A 15,838-nucleotide genomic window follows, 5' to 3' on the forward strand; every position below is an offset into this window, starting at 1 on the left:
TGAGCAGCTTGTCGGTGTGAAGTGCAGTGTGGCTTGCTGGTTATCCTGTAGCCAGGATCGGCTGCTGGGGGTTTGTGGGTTGGCGTAGTTGTCGCAGATTGGGGCATGCCTGTATGTGTGGGTGTGTTTTGGTGGCGAGTTTGAAGGTAGTGGCAGAATCGGTTTGGGTGTGATCCAGCTGCTTGGGTCTGGGGCTTCATTGTCGACGCTAGAGCATAATCGCGGCCGCGGGTTGAGTAGGCCTGGGGCGCGGTGTGGGTGTATTACTTTCGGTCCGTTTCCCAGACTGGTCGCCGATCCTGGTGTGCGCGTCTTTGCGCACCGGGCTTTTCATGGTCACTACCGTTAGGCGGTGGGAATACTGGTCCAAGGGTTGGGTATTGTGGTGATTTGGTAGCGGTACCGGGTGACCGGTATCGAGGTCGGGTTCAATAGGGTGGTCTCTTCTGCGTCAATCGGTTTTCACCGTTTTTCGGAGGTGGTGAACTGCCGGCGAATGTCTTTCCATCTCCGGCGATACAGTGCTCGAAACCACCGATGGTTGATCTGTGCCAGCACGGCCCCCGGATTGCGCTGTGATTTCCTGTTTGCCAGGGCACGGATCTTGGCTTTGACCGACCGTCGTGCCCGGTCGGCGATACAAGTCCTAGACATGCCCACGTGGTCGTTGCCTTCTTGGGTGTCCACCCGGTGTGGAAGCCGCGAAAGTCCATACCAGTTACCGAAGTGCGCGGTCTTTGTCTTTGCAGTCGACAGCTGCAGACCTAGAGGCGTAAGCATCGAGTTTATTTCGTTTTGCAGGCCTCTGGCGTGTCTGGTCGCCATGTGCTGAGTACAACGCAGTCGTCCGCTACGCGGGACGACTGCGTTGTACTCAGCAGGCCTGTGACGCGGCGCCGACTAGGCAGGTAAGCAGTGGACATCGAGCCGCACGGTTTCCATGGCTGCATCCGATACTCATCGAGCCCAGGCAAGGCGATGTTGGTCAGCACCGGCGACAAGATATTGCCCTGAGACGTTCCGGTGTGAGTGTTCTGGTGCTCACCAGACTCGGTGAGCACACCGGCCTTAGAAAACGCCTTCACCAGGACCAAGTACGCGTTTATCCTTGACTGGCAATAGCATCCGCTCCAACAGAGCAGAATGTGAGATAGAGTCACAGCGCACCTCAATGTCTGCATACAGCACCCACCGATAGCTTGTAGTGCTGTATTGGTGAATTTCGGCGATCGTGTCCCTGAGATCGCCGCTTGGGGGCGGAATCCAGGGGAGATCGGCTCGAAAGCGGCCTCGACGACAGGCTCCAACACCAGCTTCAACGCAGCCTGAACGACTCGATCCGCAGATTGTCCAACAACCCGCTACCTCGACGATTTCCTCAACATGGGCTCCGGTCCGGGCGTCCACACCAGCAGTATTCGCCCCATAGTTGCCCGTGACCCAGTCAAACGCCACCAACAATGTTCGCCGGGTCACACACGAGATTGAACAGGTCATCAAACCTGCGGCCACGATCGACCGACGATGACCCCAACCCGATAAATCGTGTTGGCCACACAACACCCAAGCAGGACCTAGGACGATTCCTCCCCTTCCCGACGCCACCCAAGGCCAAGGTGCCCCCGCTTCACCGTTCCTGCTGCGACAGGCCCGGCGGCGAAGATCTCTCACCTTCACTGCCATGCCAATCATCAGCACTTCGTGACGCACGTGGATCCAGGTCGAGCCCGACCACATCACGCCGTTTGGTCTCCCACGTCGGGGTCGGTAACGAACTTGAAGGTCTTCACGCGATGCGACTGGATGCCCCCACTTATGCCAGATCCGCGCGACCAAGGAAAACGAAATCCCCCACAGCCATCAACTGCTCCGGTGACGGGCCGCTCCGACGCTGAACGGCCGATTCGCATAACATCGCCGACCAACGTCTCTACGAGCACCATGACCTCATCGATCACCGAAGCACGTCCCGTCCCCGGCGTACCCGAACCGCGATATCAGTATCTAGCCACTCCATCGGACACCAACCACACAATCCACGCCCGTGTCACCTGCCCCACCAGCACCCACAACACCCTCGTCAACCACCCCAGCCGACCCCGGTCGCCATCGCGCAACTCCAAGACAGCAACCACATACACCGCCCACTTACCTCAACCAACCACACCTAAACGCCTCAAAACCACCCACCACTAGAACAACCCGTCTTCGAACTTAGTCGCCAATCCTTTGGTTATCTTTCCCCCACGGGTCGCTGTTACGCCGAATATCAAGCTATCCCACCGAAATTCTTGGGTGCTGGCTCCGACGCAAATGTCGTGTCCATGTAATCTGCGGTGAATTATCCTGGCTGGCAAAAAATAAAAACTAATCCGACTCCGGGCCGTCGACGACCATTACTCAACTCAAGTAAGAATCCGTTGATCATTAAGTCATTCATCTGTTCGGCTGATAAACCCTGCACAATTTTCATATAGCTCTGTTACAGGGACTTGGTGACCGGGCAGTCAGCTATGTGTAGACTTTCGTCCTCGGTATATTTCTTAAATTTCGCTGCGAACATATCGCGCATGTCCTGATAGCTGTAGACGTTAGGCGCGTTGCTGGGTTTCTCCTCCATTAGGAAATAAGGGATGTTATTTTGTCGTCCACTGTTGGCTGCGGGATGGTGTCGTCGAGCGGAATTTGCGGTATGTCATACTAGTCAGCTGCGCCCGCTGCGGCTGCTGTCCCGATGATGGTGGCCTTGGTGTCGTCATTAGGCATCCGCGCCAGGGGCAAAGGCGTTGGTGCACTCCTTATGGATTAATTCGTCCTGAACGGCGATTGCCTGGCAGAGCTGGCCCTACGCGCTATAACGCGCATAGCGTTGAGCAGTGACACCTCGTCCGGTGGCCACAGGTACGAGACCGGGCGTTGTGGCGGCAACCTCGGCATTGTTAGCACCTAGCTGCGCGGGGTGATCCCCTCTGTAGGTCGCCGCCGGCTGTCTCGGTGGCTTCTGGTTCTAATGTCATCCCAATAGGTGGAGGGGAAAAGAATGAGACATTCAGGATCTTCCCTATCCGATCTGGCCGAGATAAAATTTACTGCATAACATAACCCCAGCGATCTGAGTGCACGCATCGCACCGACGCTCTTGCCGGTGATGAATTGCGGCAAACAAGGTAACTCGTGCGCAGCGCCCCACGAGAGGGGAAACCATCCAAAATACTGCAGCCCAGGAGTTCAAGTGGTATATAATACACACTCCTAAACCAACCGACCGGGCGGTTTCGTGCGGTGGAAGCAACATCGGGTGTGACTGTCGCTTGCCCCTACCGTCCTTGGCTTGCAGGCCCGTCGGCTAACTTTGCGCCATGACTCGCCATGACTTTAGGCGAAAGAAACCAAGTGCGACTGGGTCGTCAGAGTGGACGATTTTCGGATCCGGCCCGGTATGGCTTAAATCGGCAACTGATCAAGGTGAACTTTCGGTTCAACATGTGAAGATGCAGTTTAGCCAGTATTCTAGCGGTCTCCGACGCTTGCTAGCTGCTGAGCCTTTCCTGTACACTAAGCCAACTGTCGGCTTTCATGGAACACTTCCTTGATGTGAGCACAGAACCTCGGTGGACCGAAGCACAACGGCTTGTCACTCTCGCGGCGATCGACATTGTGAAGACGTTTTTCAAGGCGGACCGAGATGCCGCGGGTGCCAAGATAAACGAGTATCTCAGGCGGATCGGCAGTGAGGGCGTAATTGCGGGTTACAACGGCCTGTGCGGGATGCTCGTCAAGCACGTTGCCGAAGTGACCGGTGAAGACCCTATGGCGGTTGTCTATCGGGCCGAGGAGACTGCACGCAACGTGTTGCCGGAAGAGGAGGAGTGATCGGGCGCGTTGTTTACTGTGGGATCTCAATACAACACCACACCTGGGGTCCTTCGAAATTTGGTCAAAGCCAATCGTGCCGGCGGTCGTTCGGACACGTTAGCTGCATGCTGGGGGTGCTGGAGGCACGCTACAATGTATTAGCAGCATTTGCTATATACACTGGAATGAAATTTGTTTCAACCTTTATTTCTTTGCATGATTATTATGCTATATTTATGGCAAACTCGATTGTGTGATTTATTACGACATCTGAAGGAAATTTTTATTCCTATAGCTTACACTACTGCTAGTGTCTGGGTTTGTGACTGCTTTAGCTGCAATATAGTTGCTTAATCAATAATATCTCTGAAATCCTCTATTATTTTCGGTTTGGAAATGCTGGCGGAAAGATCGACTGTTAGTGTCTGGTTTCGTGGATATCGAATTTTGCGGTTGACCGTTCGGTATTTCGTAGATAGATTCAATAACGGGAATGCGTAAGCTGCTTTATTGTAACGGGGCTTTCACTATGGAATTTATCCCAATGCTTTGGTGGTTGGCTGGAATGGTCGCTATACGGCGTTGATCTTGTCTGGAGGGGGGCTGCTGTATGCGGCTGTGAAACATGGTGGCGTGTATATCGGTGGCGGGGAACACCTACTAGGCCCCAATTACCTCATCACATGTATCTGCCGGTATTCCCGACCATGGGGGATGGTGCTTTACCTCCCGATCTGATGCCGTGATCTACCGAGCGGATATTTCTATGACTTGGATCACAATTCTTGGAGTTGTTCATAGGCTTACAGATTGATACCAGAAGTTCTGGTGGTGCCTTAAATCCTATTTGTAGGGCGTATAATTTTCGGTTTTCACGTGCGTAGATAACCGATAGGTATGTTGTTGCGACAATTTTGCTTAAGGTGGAGAAAATTCGATGCACATTGCCGAGTACCGGATTTTATCCGGTAACCAAGTACCCTAGTTCTGCCCGCAAAAATAATCGCTTAAGCGAGAGAAATGGAAGCTGCGAGCATAACGAGGGTTGGCAATGATCTTCATCGTCGTTAAGTTTTAAACCAGACCTGAGTGGAGCAACCGCTGGCGGATTTGGTCGTGTCGTTCATCGCTGCTACTCGTGCCAAAGTGGGCAATCTGCGATTCGAATGGTCCCGCAGCCTGGACAACTTGGCAGAGTACGTTCTGGTGGACGTTTTCCGTGACGATGATATGGGTGCACCCATGTCAACAGCGATCATTTCACGCAAGCTATGCGGGAGCTGCTGCAGGTACTGAAGTTGATGTCCAAGATCATCAGCCAGATGATGAGGCGATGGGGGAGATGTCGGTTGACTAGCCGATGATGGTCGATTAACTGCTGACAACCGTTATTCGTCACCCAGCCGATAACTCGGTTCAAAGGAAGTGCATCACCGCTCCAAAACGAGCCCGGGTCGAGCCAGTTCAAGTTCTTGTCCGTGACAAGCAATTCCATGTCTTGATAGGTGTCGCCACGGTTTCCGTGAAGTATGCCTTCTCTAGAACCATTGTGCACCGTTGATCTTAGCGCCGCTGCATCTTCTTCTGAATCTTCCTGTCCAGCAACGCTAGTAACCCGAATACAGTCGTTGAGAGTCGGTACACGTCCGCGCAGCCAGCGGCAGGTCAGCTGTACGGGTGGTCGGAAACGCGGTGTCGTTCCTCTGTGCGATCACACGTAGTAGTACATTATTTTGTTTACGGCTGGCATATAGCGTCCAGCTGACGCAGCCAGCATCGTTGGGTTCGTTGTAAGATGGTTTGCAGCAGATCGTTAAGCTGAACTATGCGGTGGTTGGTTCCGATCCATATGTCGACGAGTTTGTCGTCTAGTTCGGCATGTCGATCAGCCGCGGCAAGTCGTCAATGGCGACCGCTATGCCTACGTGGTTCACCGGACTATTCGTAAATTTCTGGATGGCACGTGGGTCGGGCCGCGAACGGTTCCGAAATAGCCAGAGGTCGTCGGTCCGAATTTCCTTGAGCGGCTTGATCCAGGGTGAGTGTATTCGAGTCCACACCAGTACGATAAGCGAAGGTAGCCTCTGGCCAGGCGTAGGATTTGGAAGTGTATCGGGCTGGCCGGTGTTGTCGCTAGCAACGCGCTGGTCCTGCTCGATCAACGGAAACTACGTGCCTACACGGCCGACGAAATCCGTTCCTGACTGCATCAATGGCTGGCATTCCACTCGGAGGAATTTCGATTCAAATCGAGGTTAGCCGCAGTTTTTGACCGCAACTAAGCGATAGTCACCGGAAGAGTTCGGTATGGCTACCGGTTAGCACACGAATTCAGTTGTGCTGCTTCCGCTTTGTCTGGTTACCGAGTGCGTAACGGACGTTGCTATCATTAATCGGTCGCCGTGACACTTTGTCACATGTTTGGTCCGCTACGGCAAGGCCGCATTAATGTATCCTGGTCACCAGGTGTCGGGCCTATAGGAAATGTCTTGAGTTCAGCTCAGTCACCGCAGGTAGTGAGTTTCATGTGAGCCGATTGGGTGACTTTCGATAGGTGCGGCCTTGGCCTATGACGGTGGTAGTTATTCAGATCTGCTAGTTATATTTGGAATTACCGACGCACTGGCCCGCAAGATAATTTCCGGGCGTTGTATCAGTTCGAGTTTCGCGGCTTGCTGGATTGCCTAATTTTGGGGTGTTGCCAGTGCTGACGTGCCAATCGAGCAGTTGGTCGAGTGTGCACGGAAGGACATTAAGCGACTCCGGCGAGACGTTAGACTGCGTGGTGTTTGATAAACTAGCGGGCTGGCTGGACTATCTGCACAGTGACGTTACCGATAGCTAACTCGATGACTCGCTGGTCGAACTGATCGGATCGGATTACCCCCTGCACTACGTTGCAAATTCCTTCGGTCTTGTTTACGCCGTTTGTGGAGAAGCTCGCGAACGTAGGGCTTCTACGGTGGGCACGCGTTATGGTGGAAACGCCGTTTGGTCACGACCTGGATTCGGCGCGGGAACTCAATATTCGGCTGTGCGCCGTGCTCGACGGAGAGCAGATCCTGCGGTTGGACTACATTGTTATGTAAACAGTCTGTTGTCGAGGTGGAGTACCTGCTATTTGCTAACTGGGCTTCCGTGCAACTGTGGCACCGCCATAGTGTTTTCGAGATCCACCTACCATGGCTAAGGACTTTCGGTGTGCAGTCCCGTGGCAAGTTCTACGACGCGGTGGGCACTTTTGCGTGATGTCCTACAAAACACCGCTGCATGTGTTGGCGCTGATCGTGAGGGAGCCGCCGGTGGGGTCGAATGCCGATGACTTGAACGACAAGAAGGTCTAGGTGTTTAGAGCGATGTCGGTACTGGGCCCGCAGCGTTGCGTAAGTGGTCAGTACCGTAACTATACCGACTTCGCTGGGGTGGAGAAAGATTCGCAAACCAAGATGACTTACGTCGCACTGCTGACTGAGATCGACACCTGGCGGTGGGTCGGAGTGCTGATCTTTTTGTGCACGGGAAAGGCCTTGCTGCAGAAGATCACCGAAGTGCGGTTTTTTTCTGTGCCATGTTCCTGGGTTGGCTTTCCTGCCCAGCCACTGATCAGCTGGACCCAACCAGATCGTGGTGAGCATCGATCCCGATCCGGGTATGTGCATGCAGCTATCTACCCAACTTGGCGACTTGTGGCATGACGTTCATCCTAGACTCCTCATTTGCTGTGGACCTCAGTGAACCGGTGCGGCTCTATGAACGGCTTTTCTATGCTGGTTTGACCCGTGATTGGCAGCTTTTCGCCCTGGAAGATGACATCGAAGAGACGTGGCACTGCTGTCAGACAACCCGGGCAAAACCACCTGAACCATTGCGGTTACTGGGGACCGAGGCTGCGCAGTTGCTGCTGCACGGCCACCGCAGTTGACAAGAACTTTGGTTCTCTGCGGGAACGCCCGCAGTATAGTTACGGAAACCGAAGAAGATGCAGTTGGGGGATGAGCGGCCTTAGCCGGATGGGCACCAAGGTCGTGCGCTGCTTGGTCAAGGACGGACATGAGTGTGTAGTTTACGATCACAACACTGATGTGGTCACGGCACTGGCCCGGTGAGAGCAAGGAACGGCCGGGGTGTCTGTCGCTAGCCGAGCTACGCGACAAACTCATTGAGTACCATGAGCAGTCTGGGTGATGATGCCCGAGGGGGATCTCACCACGTCGGTGATCACGGAGTTGGCTGACACACTCGATGCTGATGACATTGTGATTGACGGCGGCAATTCCTACTACCGCGGTGACATCGAACACGTAAAAGATCTTGTTCATGAATGGGATTAATCTTTTTCTGCGGCCCCAGCGGTGGGGTGTGGGTCCGGGAGTGTGGCTACTGCCCTATAATTTAGGGGTGACGACTACGCTTTCGCGCACGCGGAGCCACTGTTTGTTACCTCAGCGCCGGGTGTCGAAGCAGCACCGCGTCCGCAGGGACGACACGGCGACTCGCACAAGCGGAGAAGGGCTACTTGTATGTGGCCCGTGTGGAGCGGGCAATTTCGTCAAGATGGTGCACAACGGGATTTAGTACGGGATGATGGCCTCGCTGGCCGAGGGGCTGAAACATTATGTATAACGCCAATATCGGTATTCGCGTGCAGAGAGGTATCGAAACTGGCGACGCTGGAAAATCTTGAGTTCTATCAGTACGACATCGATATCCCAGCGGTCGCTGGGGTATGGATGCGGGAGCAGTGTGATCAGTTCGTGGCTCCTAGATTTGACCGCGTCAACGCTGCACGAATTGTCCGCTCTGGGCGAGTTCGTCGGGCGAGTGTTTGACAGTGGGAAGGTCGTGGATGGTTATTACGGCGATCGACGAAGGAGTACCGTAGCCAGTGCTGAAGACCGCTGTGTATACTAGCTGCGTCTTGCCCCAGTTCGTTGAGTTCGATGCCAAGGTGTTATCGGTGATGCGCAAATAGTTCAGCGGGTACGACGAGAAGCCGTCCTAATTCCTGGTTAAACGGGCGATTTTCGACGACGTCGGTGAAAGCGTAATTATCATTACCGGTCGCAGTATGCCTAGCGTTGGATAATTCGACAAACTCCGCCCACGGTACACTTTAGCGAGAAAATCTTGAACGACCTCGGAGGTGATCACGTAGGAGAGTTTTGCCGCGAATCAACAGGACTGGGATCTGCAGGTCGACGGCTGCCTGCTCGATTTTTTCGGTGCGCAACTTCGGGTTGTCTCCGGGGGTTTGGTCATCGTCACCGAAGCCCGGTACAAGCACATAGTGTCTGTCGCGCAGGAGCAGATTTTGCAATCCTTCGGGATTGCGTGGTTTCCTGCGGTGCGGTCAGTAGGCGGCGTTTGCCTCGTCAAGGAAGGTAAAACCGTAGATGTGGCTGGACATGAAATCCCAGATGTGGGCTCTGGTATTCCTCGCGTAACGCGGCATTATTTCGACCAACACCAACCTGTTGATCACCTATACTTTCGGCGACCGGAATGCTGGTGAGTCCGCCCACGCTGGCCCCGGGTATTACCCATTGGGTAGGATCTGTATAGTATCGAGCGCGCGAAGGACTGTAGTATGTCAAACTTTCGGGGGGCGTAGTCGGCTTCCGGTGTACGGTTGCTGTCATTCAATGTCAGCGCGTGTCGATCGCGACGACGTGGTGCCCTTGGTCCGACAGGATTTAGTTGGTGGTCTTCCAGGAGAACCGGTTTTGCTCCCCAACGTGCAACATTAGGCCTGTTGGTGCTGACTCGGAGCCGCGGTTCCATTCGTTGGCAACCAGGGTGGATCCCACCGGTGCCAGTGCAGCCAACTGGCTGGGGCTGCGATGGTGCTCACGGCTTTCCGACGTTATCTAGCTGAGTAACCGCCTGTTACGGGTGTGTTTGGGGCCTGTGTCCCGGCATCGAATCGGGGAGTGTGTTCGCGGCTTCGGGAGGTGGGCCGCAATGCCGTTAAATTTTGCGACAATGATTCTTATCAAAACGTTCGACCTCGAATTGGCGGTGGTGTTAATCTGTCGCCTAGGCAGGGGCAATACCAAGGAATGCCGGTGTCATTCGTATCCGTAGTACTGGAATTTGTTAGTGCGATGGCCTCCGATTCGGCCAATGTTGGGTTGACCATCGCCGAGGCCACAACCATAGCTGCCGGGTCCAACGACCAGCGATGCTCGCACCCAGGGGCTGACCAGTGTCGGTGGCCATCGTGGTGCTGTTCGGTGTATATGCCCGGTTTCCCAGGAGCTCGGCACGCAAGCGGGGGGGGGGGGCGTTCTACCCGGCAGTTCGTGCAGGCTTTAACCGGTGCTGCGAGCGCGTATGCGTCCGCCGAGGTTGCCAACGCGTCGCCGTTGCAAATCCTCGAGTAAGATGTGTAGATTGCGATCAATGTGCCCAACCAGGCGCTTTTAGGGCGCCCAACTGATTGGCAGCGGTCCCGTCGGGGTGTTTGCTGGTAACTAATGGTTGGCCGGGCGTTATTTTGGTTGGCAAGATGAGGCAACGGCTATACCGATGCAACTTCGCCGGCCTAATCGGAGGGAACGGCGTATGCGCCAGGTTTCTTGGCAACGGCGGTGCAGCCAGCAGCGGTGGTCATGGTGCAGGTGCAAAGAGCCCGTCGCGCTAACCTGCTATGTACTCGTCATAGGCGGGCGGCTGCGGCGTATCGGGCCATAGCTCGGAGAAGCGGTCGTATAAAACTCGGTCCCTAGCCGTCCTGTCCACACCATCGAATAACCTGGTGCAGCATTTCCTGAGTTGTGGCCACAGGTCCCCTCCATGTACGAGTAGTCACTGCATTAGAGCACGTTGTTGAAGCCCATTGCGGTCATCGCCGCGATCACCGACAAGTCGTGCTGGAACGAAGAGTAAATCGGTGAGTAGATGATCTCGTGCGGACAGTGATTGAGCTTGGGCCGCAACACCATTGTATGTTGGCGCTATCCCCTTTCACTCGGTCGGCGGTGAGTGGCACGCACGTCGCGCCGCTCTCGGACACCAAACCTCCGCGCTTCGGGTGCCGATCCAATGCTCCCGAGGTTGCGCGCTTGACCACCGTGCGATGGCCGCCGAACGACGTCTCGGTGTAGTTGAGCACTGCACCGCCCAGGCCGCGGTAGGTCACCACGATCGAGTTGCTGGAGGAAACATCGGTTGGCTTGGTGCCGATGCGGAAAGCGATCATCATGCCGATGTCTTCAGCGGTGGCCCAGAACGGCTCCTACTACTCGCGGTGGTAGTGGCGCTGCGTGATGTGCGGAGTGACGGGGAGAAAGGCTGCCTTGAAAACCGTTGCGCCGCAAAGTTTAAATTCGTTTACTGTATCGTCGGTATCAGTATTTAACACTTGTGTTATGGGAATTAGCCGCGATGATTAGTTGATAATTGTTTTTTTGGACCAGTCGTTGGATGCCCGCATCGCTTAGCGCAACAGCTCCAGAATCTAGAAACGAGCCGGACCACGTGCCCAATGACGGGAACACCGATTCCGACCAGATACCTTCGCTGTCGAGATCGGCAATCCGCTTTTCGAGGTCGCGGACGTCCGGCGCGGCAGTCGTGGCCGGCAGAAATTGCTCTTGGGCAGCCATGAGTGCTACAGGTCAGCAGGTTCGATGAAATGAGAGTCGCAGAGTTAGCCTAAAGTTTTACGGGTGTTATCATGAGTTCATCTACTAAAATAATACTCTGAATATTGTCATACTGTCTACACCTGGTCGGCCGCTGTGGTCAGCACTGAGGTGGTTTGGAGCACACAGCTGAAGCGGCCTCTCCGAAATTGGTGGAACCGATGGCGGTGATTTTTCGTTGTCGCCGTAGTCCATCAATGTCCAAAGGTCGACGACCCCAATACACTATGGAGACTCGCGTGTGCCCAGCCCGGTCAGCGATCATGCCCTCACTATGGCTCGACTACAACTTGGAAGAGGCTGTATAGTTTTACATTTCGATTTTCTTGAACTTGTAGATCGAAGGATGCAACCAGTACACCGAAGCGGGTTTGGGTGAATCTGGTCGGGTGGTGAGTGGAACTTTCGTATTGACCGGCGTTAGTTTCATCAAGACCAACGGTGGTCCTAAATTCCCGTTAATCGAGGTAGTCTCGCTCACGATCAACTGCGAGGACCAAGACGAGGTAAATTTACTACTACTGGGAGCGGTTAACCGACGGCTGCGAGGAAGCGCAGTGCGGCTGCTGGTAAGGGCCGCTTCGTCCTGTATTGTCAGATCGTTCCGGATCGGCTCTATGAGCTGATCAGCGATCCGTGTCAGGCCTGAGCGACGGTGGCCACCAAGGCGATGCTAGGTATGCGCAAGATCGTTGTAGCCGAGCTGAAATGGGCGTTTGCCCAATTGTGTGCCGAAGGGTGAGCTCATTCGGTGAGCCGGTCGGTCCAGTCGATTGTGGCGTTAATGATCGCCTGCACATCGTCCGAGTTGTCGCATCCGGCCGCCATCAGCGACGTCTCCGCCATGGTGGCCATCAGTACGCGGCTCAGCAGTTGGTCGCGTAGGGACGTATCCAACTGCAGAAGGCGGCCATCATGCGGTCGCGACGGGAGATCTCGAAGCCTGCAGGTGTGTCTCCGGACGACAGCACCCTGGCCGGGTGCCGGTTTTCCCACATCGTCTCGAGGTAGGGCCCGTACGTGGACTTCGAATACCCGCTGCCGATCGATCCCCGCTGGGACGGATTGGCCCGCTTGTTGCATCGCCGCGGCGATGCGGTGGTCGACGCTGTCGGCCCATTTGCTCGAAGATCGCCAGAAACAGTTTGCGTTTGCCCCCGAAGTGGTGATAAATGCTGCCGATGATGGCGCCAGAGCCGGTCATCGCGTCGGTCATCGTTGCCGTGGTGAAGCTACGAGTCGCGAATACCTCGATCGCTGCGTCGAGGATTCGCCGCTGGATGGCGCCGGTCTTGGCCCAGCGGTGGGTCCGCGCGGAGGTCGTCATACGGTTAGACGTTAACGGGTATGCCGCGCTGCCAGGCGAACCTTGCATTGTCTAGCCGAGATCACACCGGTCGGGGTCGATGGGCTCGCGTTACGTTGTTCGGGTGCATGTCCTATCGGGTAAGCCAGCCGGACGTGCTGAACAGGAGTAAACATGGCGGCGATGCTGCTCATTCTGGCTAGGACTGCAGCGCGACGACGGGTGACGCTCATCGTGCGAGTGCACTGGGTATCCCGCGTTGACTGAGCCACGCGGGATCGATGTGCCAGGGCCCGCTGGGGACCTCAAGGACCTGATCTGGGTGCCGGCCCGATTCCCCGATCGCGTTGTGTCTGTATGGCTTCCCTGACACTGCCTACGGTCGGCGCAAGATCGCTCCCTAGCTGGTCCAGCCGGGTTGGCGGGTAGTCGCCACCTTTCATGCGCGGGTACGCCCCGTCGTCGATATCTATCGCCGGCAGTTATCACGTTAGTGCGTTGATGGATGATGCGTTGCGCGTGCGACTGGTTGCGGGCGGCACCGAACGCGATGTGGTGATTGGTCACGACTGGGGTGCCATGGCTGCCACCGGCCTGGCCGCGATACCTGACAGTTCGTTCGTTAAGGCGGTGATCATTTCAGTGTCGCGTGCGGCAACGTTTCGCTCGTTTGGTCGGCTGGCCGACCGTGGATGGCTGGTGCTGGCGCTACCGCATAAACTACTGCGCAGTTGGTGTCCAACTACCTTGGCTGCCTGAGAATTCCACTTATTGGTTGCTGCAGCTGCTGTGGCGGCGGTGGTTACAGGGCTATCGCAGTGCGGGTGAGGATCTTCGCCACGTGGACGCCGCGATCAGGACGTCAGAGAGCTGGCGGGCGGTGCTAGGACCGTACCGGGGTCTTGTTACACAACGCCCGGCCGTCGATGCGGTATGCCGAATCGGAGTTGTTGTGGGCCGAGTCGCCCATGTTGCCGAATAGTTTACCTGCATGATTGTGACGAAAGTTGCTTGGCACCGGTTTTCACTCGCTGGATGGAGAAGATGCTGCAGGCCGGGCAGTGAGGCGGCAATCGTGGAGCATGCTGGGCATTTCCTGCAGCTTGAACAATCGGACAAGGTTGGTGAGGTGGTCCTGGTGTTCATCGGCTCACCTGGCTGATGCCATGGCGGCATGTCGGATGACCGTCGTTGACGGGCAGTTCTACTGGATGTCGGCCAAAGTCTCCAACGACCAGTTCCGGTTTTACGCACCCGACGTCCAACTAACCCGGTTCAATTGTGTCATTGACAAGGTTAGTTACCGCGCCTGAGCCTGCCCGGATTTGGCGATGCGTGTCGACGACGGGTCTGCCCTGACTTACCCACGGTGGATTTCGGCGGGCGTCAAGCCCGCGTAGTTGGTTGAGCATAAGCTCATTGATCGCTTTTGGCACGGTTGTCTGGCCGCAGTGTTTAGCCTTGCTAGCGAACAGTTAGACATTCGCCAGGTGCCTTGGCGGCTGAGCTTTTTCACACCGGTGCTAGGATTCTGAGGTTCATCGGCCTGGGCGTCGTTGCGGTCATGCAGGTAGCGCATGCTCTGGCCAGTGGAGCCCGTACTTCGGCGATGGCTGTCTGGTTTCTCTGTCGGTTGGCCCCGGTACCCGAGGTGGCACGGCTATCGGCAGGTTTTTTGTCGTGGTGAGTGATCGATGCGGTTAGTACGCACTGTCGGATGGTGTGCGCGATATCTGCGCCGGGGTTGCTGGCTATCGCCATTGGGCGGCTGCCGCTATCGACCAACGCCCGCCCAGAGGATACCCGCGTCGTGCGCATGCTGACACAGCATCGTGCACAGCTGCTTGGTCCCACGGTTACTGTCGCCGTGCTGGCCGCGGTGTCCAGGGCGATGTATGAAATGTTCGATGAATAGGAGGATGCTCTGGGAGCTGAGGTTCCTCATATCCAAAATATTTGTGCTACATGATCATAACCGTTTAAGAGACGTCGTGTGGGGCTATATTCGGAGCGCCCGAGTGTAGCGGATAGCGACCGATCTGGCCAACGGTCGTCGCCGCTTCCAGCATCCGGTTGTGCGCGCAGCCGGATGCGTTTTTGCCGTTATACCGGGCTGCGTTGCTGCATTGGGGCATGTTGTTGTTGTTCGACCCGGATGCCGGGATCGCATTGGTGTCCGGGCATCCGGTGGTGTCTGGCGTGTACTGCGGAGCAGCGGACCCCAGTTTCGGTGGTGCTGAGAGGCTGCTAACCGGCATTGTTGTCTGCGATGAGCTTGACCCATGGCGTATACGGCATCGTCGCGATCAGTGTGTACGCGGCCAAGTCGGCGGTGGCTGATATCGATGATTATTTGCAGTTGTTGGACTCTACCCACAACACAATAAATATACAATTCTTGTCTGTAACAAAGCGGGGTATAACGTGCTGCAATTAAATGTTGGATAGAACAATGTCGCAATAGTTATTTGCGTAATGAGAATATGAAGGTGATCGACGCTGTCACCGCAGGTGCGACACTCGTTGTTATCCCGTAACGGCGAGTCGGTAGCCAAGCTTCGCCCGATGCCAGTTGGTCGTCACACCTTCTTCACCCGTGAAGAAGGTGTGACGATGGTCAATGTCCCTGTGCGCATTGACCATCAGCAGTTTTGTGCCGACCTCGACCAAGTCGATACACCAAGATCTCTAAAATGACACCCGATCTTCGGGATACGTCGGTCGTGGTCGACTGGCACGATCCTGTGGTGGTAGCCGACTGCCCTACGAGATGGCGATTTCGGCCGTTATGGCTGCTGAGTTGGCCGCCGGTCCGTTATTAGCCATGACACCTATGGAAGCCGCTAAACGGCAGGTCCGATTGCAGGAGTTCGAATCGACTTTGGAGCCAATACTTTTCGATGGGTATGCGGTACGCAGTTACGGACTAATCGTCGCAGCCGTGGTGCGCGAAGGAAAAGCCGCGAAGCAGGTTCGCCGATCTTTCGATCACTGCGACGACGCACGCTAACCGTTTAGACCTCTATAGCCG

General features: G+C 55.6%; 10 protein-coding genes and 8 pseudogenes. 9 read left to right on the forward strand and 9 right to left on the reverse strand.

What is annotated here, in order from left to right; translation table 11 throughout:
- Positions 1-785 precede the first annotated feature (785 nt).
- From ML_RS15470 to ML_RS04730, 3 genes and pseudogenes are all read right to left on the reverse strand, one after another.
- Positions 786-1,085, reverse strand: coding sequence for an RNA-dependent RNA polymerase family protein (locus tag ML_RS15470; protein WP_049769633.1), 300 nt, complete (start codon positions 1,083-1,085; stop codon positions 786-788).
- A 7-nt stretch (positions 1,086-1,092) separates the two neighbouring features.
- Positions 1,093-1,343 (reverse strand): annotated as a pseudogene (locus ML_RS15475) (RNA-dependent RNA polymerase family protein); the annotation flags it as partial.
- Between the two features lie 654 nt (positions 1,344-1,997).
- Positions 1,998-2,141, reverse strand: coding sequence for a hypothetical protein (locus tag ML_RS04730; RefSeq protein WP_156511828.1), 144 nt, complete (start codon positions 2,139-2,141; stop codon positions 1,998-2,000).
- 1,453 nt (positions 2,142-3,594) lie between these two features.
- Between ML_RS04730 and ML_RS04735 the strand changes: the two genes are divergently transcribed.
- Positions 3,595-3,873: a hypothetical protein gene (locus tag ML_RS04735; RefSeq protein ID WP_231846742.1), complete on the forward strand. Its 279-nt coding sequence runs from the start codon at positions 3,595-3,597 to the stop codon at positions 3,871-3,873.
- A 1,033-nt stretch (positions 3,874-4,906) separates the two neighbouring features.
- Positions 4,907-5,219: pseudogene (locus ML_RS15480) on the forward strand (putative quinol monooxygenase).
- 24 nt (positions 5,220-5,243) lie between these two features.
- Here ML_RS15480 and ML_RS15485 read toward each other — a convergent pair.
- Positions 5,244-5,913: pseudogene (locus tag ML_RS15485) on the reverse strand (guanylate cyclase).
- Positions 5,914-6,417: 504 nt separating this feature from the next.
- Between ML_RS15485 and ML_RS04745 the strand changes: the two are divergent.
- Both ML_RS04745 and ML_RS04750 read left to right on the forward strand, forming a co-directional pair.
- Positions 6,418-7,777 (forward strand): annotated as a pseudogene (locus ML_RS04745) (glucose-6-phosphate dehydrogenase).
- 70 nt (positions 7,778-7,847) lie between these two features.
- Positions 7,848-8,827 (forward strand): annotated as a pseudogene (locus ML_RS04750) (NADP-dependent phosphogluconate dehydrogenase).
- A 378-nt stretch (positions 8,828-9,205) separates the two neighbouring features.
- Here ML_RS04750 and ML_RS17875 read toward each other — a convergent pair.
- The 3 genes from ML_RS17875 to ML_RS04760 all read right to left on the reverse strand — a co-directional run bounded on the left by ML_RS17875 (position 9,206) and on the right by ML_RS04760 (position 11,462).
- On the reverse strand, positions 9,206-9,337 hold the full coding sequence (locus tag ML_RS17875) for a hypothetical protein (RefSeq protein ID WP_330944653.1): 132 nt from the start codon (positions 9,335-9,337) through the stop codon (positions 9,206-9,208).
- A 1,333-nt stretch (positions 9,338-10,670) separates the two neighbouring features.
- Complete coding sequence (locus tag ML_RS17295; RefSeq protein ID WP_269147068.1) at positions 10,671-10,796, reverse strand: hypothetical protein; 126 nt, start codon at positions 10,794-10,796, stop codon at positions 10,671-10,673.
- A gap of 408 nt (positions 10,797-11,204) precedes the next feature.
- On the reverse strand, positions 11,205-11,462 hold the full coding sequence (locus ML_RS04760) for a hypothetical protein (protein ID WP_010908038.1): 258 nt from the start codon (positions 11,460-11,462) through the stop codon (positions 11,205-11,207).
- Positions 11,463-11,728: 266 nt separating this feature from the next.
- Between ML_RS04760 and ML_RS04765 the strand changes: the two are divergent.
- Positions 11,729-12,243, forward strand: a pseudogene (locus ML_RS04765) (VOC family protein).
- Between the two features lie 2 nt (positions 12,244-12,245).
- On the opposite strand, the gene ML_RS04770 reads toward ML_RS04765, so the two are convergent.
- Positions 12,246-12,398 carry a hypothetical protein gene (locus tag ML_RS04770; protein ID WP_156511907.1) on the reverse strand — a complete coding sequence of 51 codons (153 nt, stop codon included), beginning with the start codon at positions 12,396-12,398 and terminating at the stop codon, positions 12,246-12,248.
- A gap of 16 nt (positions 12,399-12,414) precedes the next feature.
- Entirely contained in the window at positions 12,415-12,717 is a 303-nt protein-coding gene (locus ML_RS04775; RefSeq protein ID WP_231846782.1) for a TetR/AcrR family transcriptional regulator, read from the reverse strand.
- Between ML_RS04775 and ML_RS15490 the strand changes: the two genes are divergently transcribed.
- The 4 genes and pseudogenes from ML_RS15490 (at position 12,674) to ML_RS04795 (ending at position 15,817) form a co-directional block, all read left to right on the forward strand.
- Entirely contained in the window at positions 12,674-12,883 is a 210-nt protein-coding gene (locus tag ML_RS15490) for a hypothetical protein (RefSeq protein ID WP_231846830.1), read from the forward strand. The genes ML_RS04775 and ML_RS15490 overlap by 44 nt on opposite strands.
- A 183-nt stretch (positions 12,884-13,066) precedes the next feature.
- A pseudogene (locus ML_RS04785) lies at positions 13,067-13,969 on the forward strand (alpha/beta fold hydrolase).
- A gap of 4 nt (positions 13,970-13,973) precedes the next feature.
- A pseudogene (locus ML_RS04790) lies at positions 13,974-15,244 on the forward strand (DUF1298 domain-containing protein).
- 333 nt (positions 15,245-15,577) lie between these two features.
- Entirely contained in the window at positions 15,578-15,817 is a 240-nt protein-coding gene (locus ML_RS04795) for a PIN domain-containing protein (protein WP_010908041.1), read from the forward strand.
- The last annotated feature ends 21 nt before the right edge of the window (positions 15,818-15,838 follow it).

The organism is Mycobacterium leprae TN (assembly GCF_000195855.1).
Classification (GTDB): Bacteria; Actinomycetota; Actinomycetes; order Mycobacteriales; family Mycobacteriaceae; genus Mycobacterium; species Mycobacterium leprae.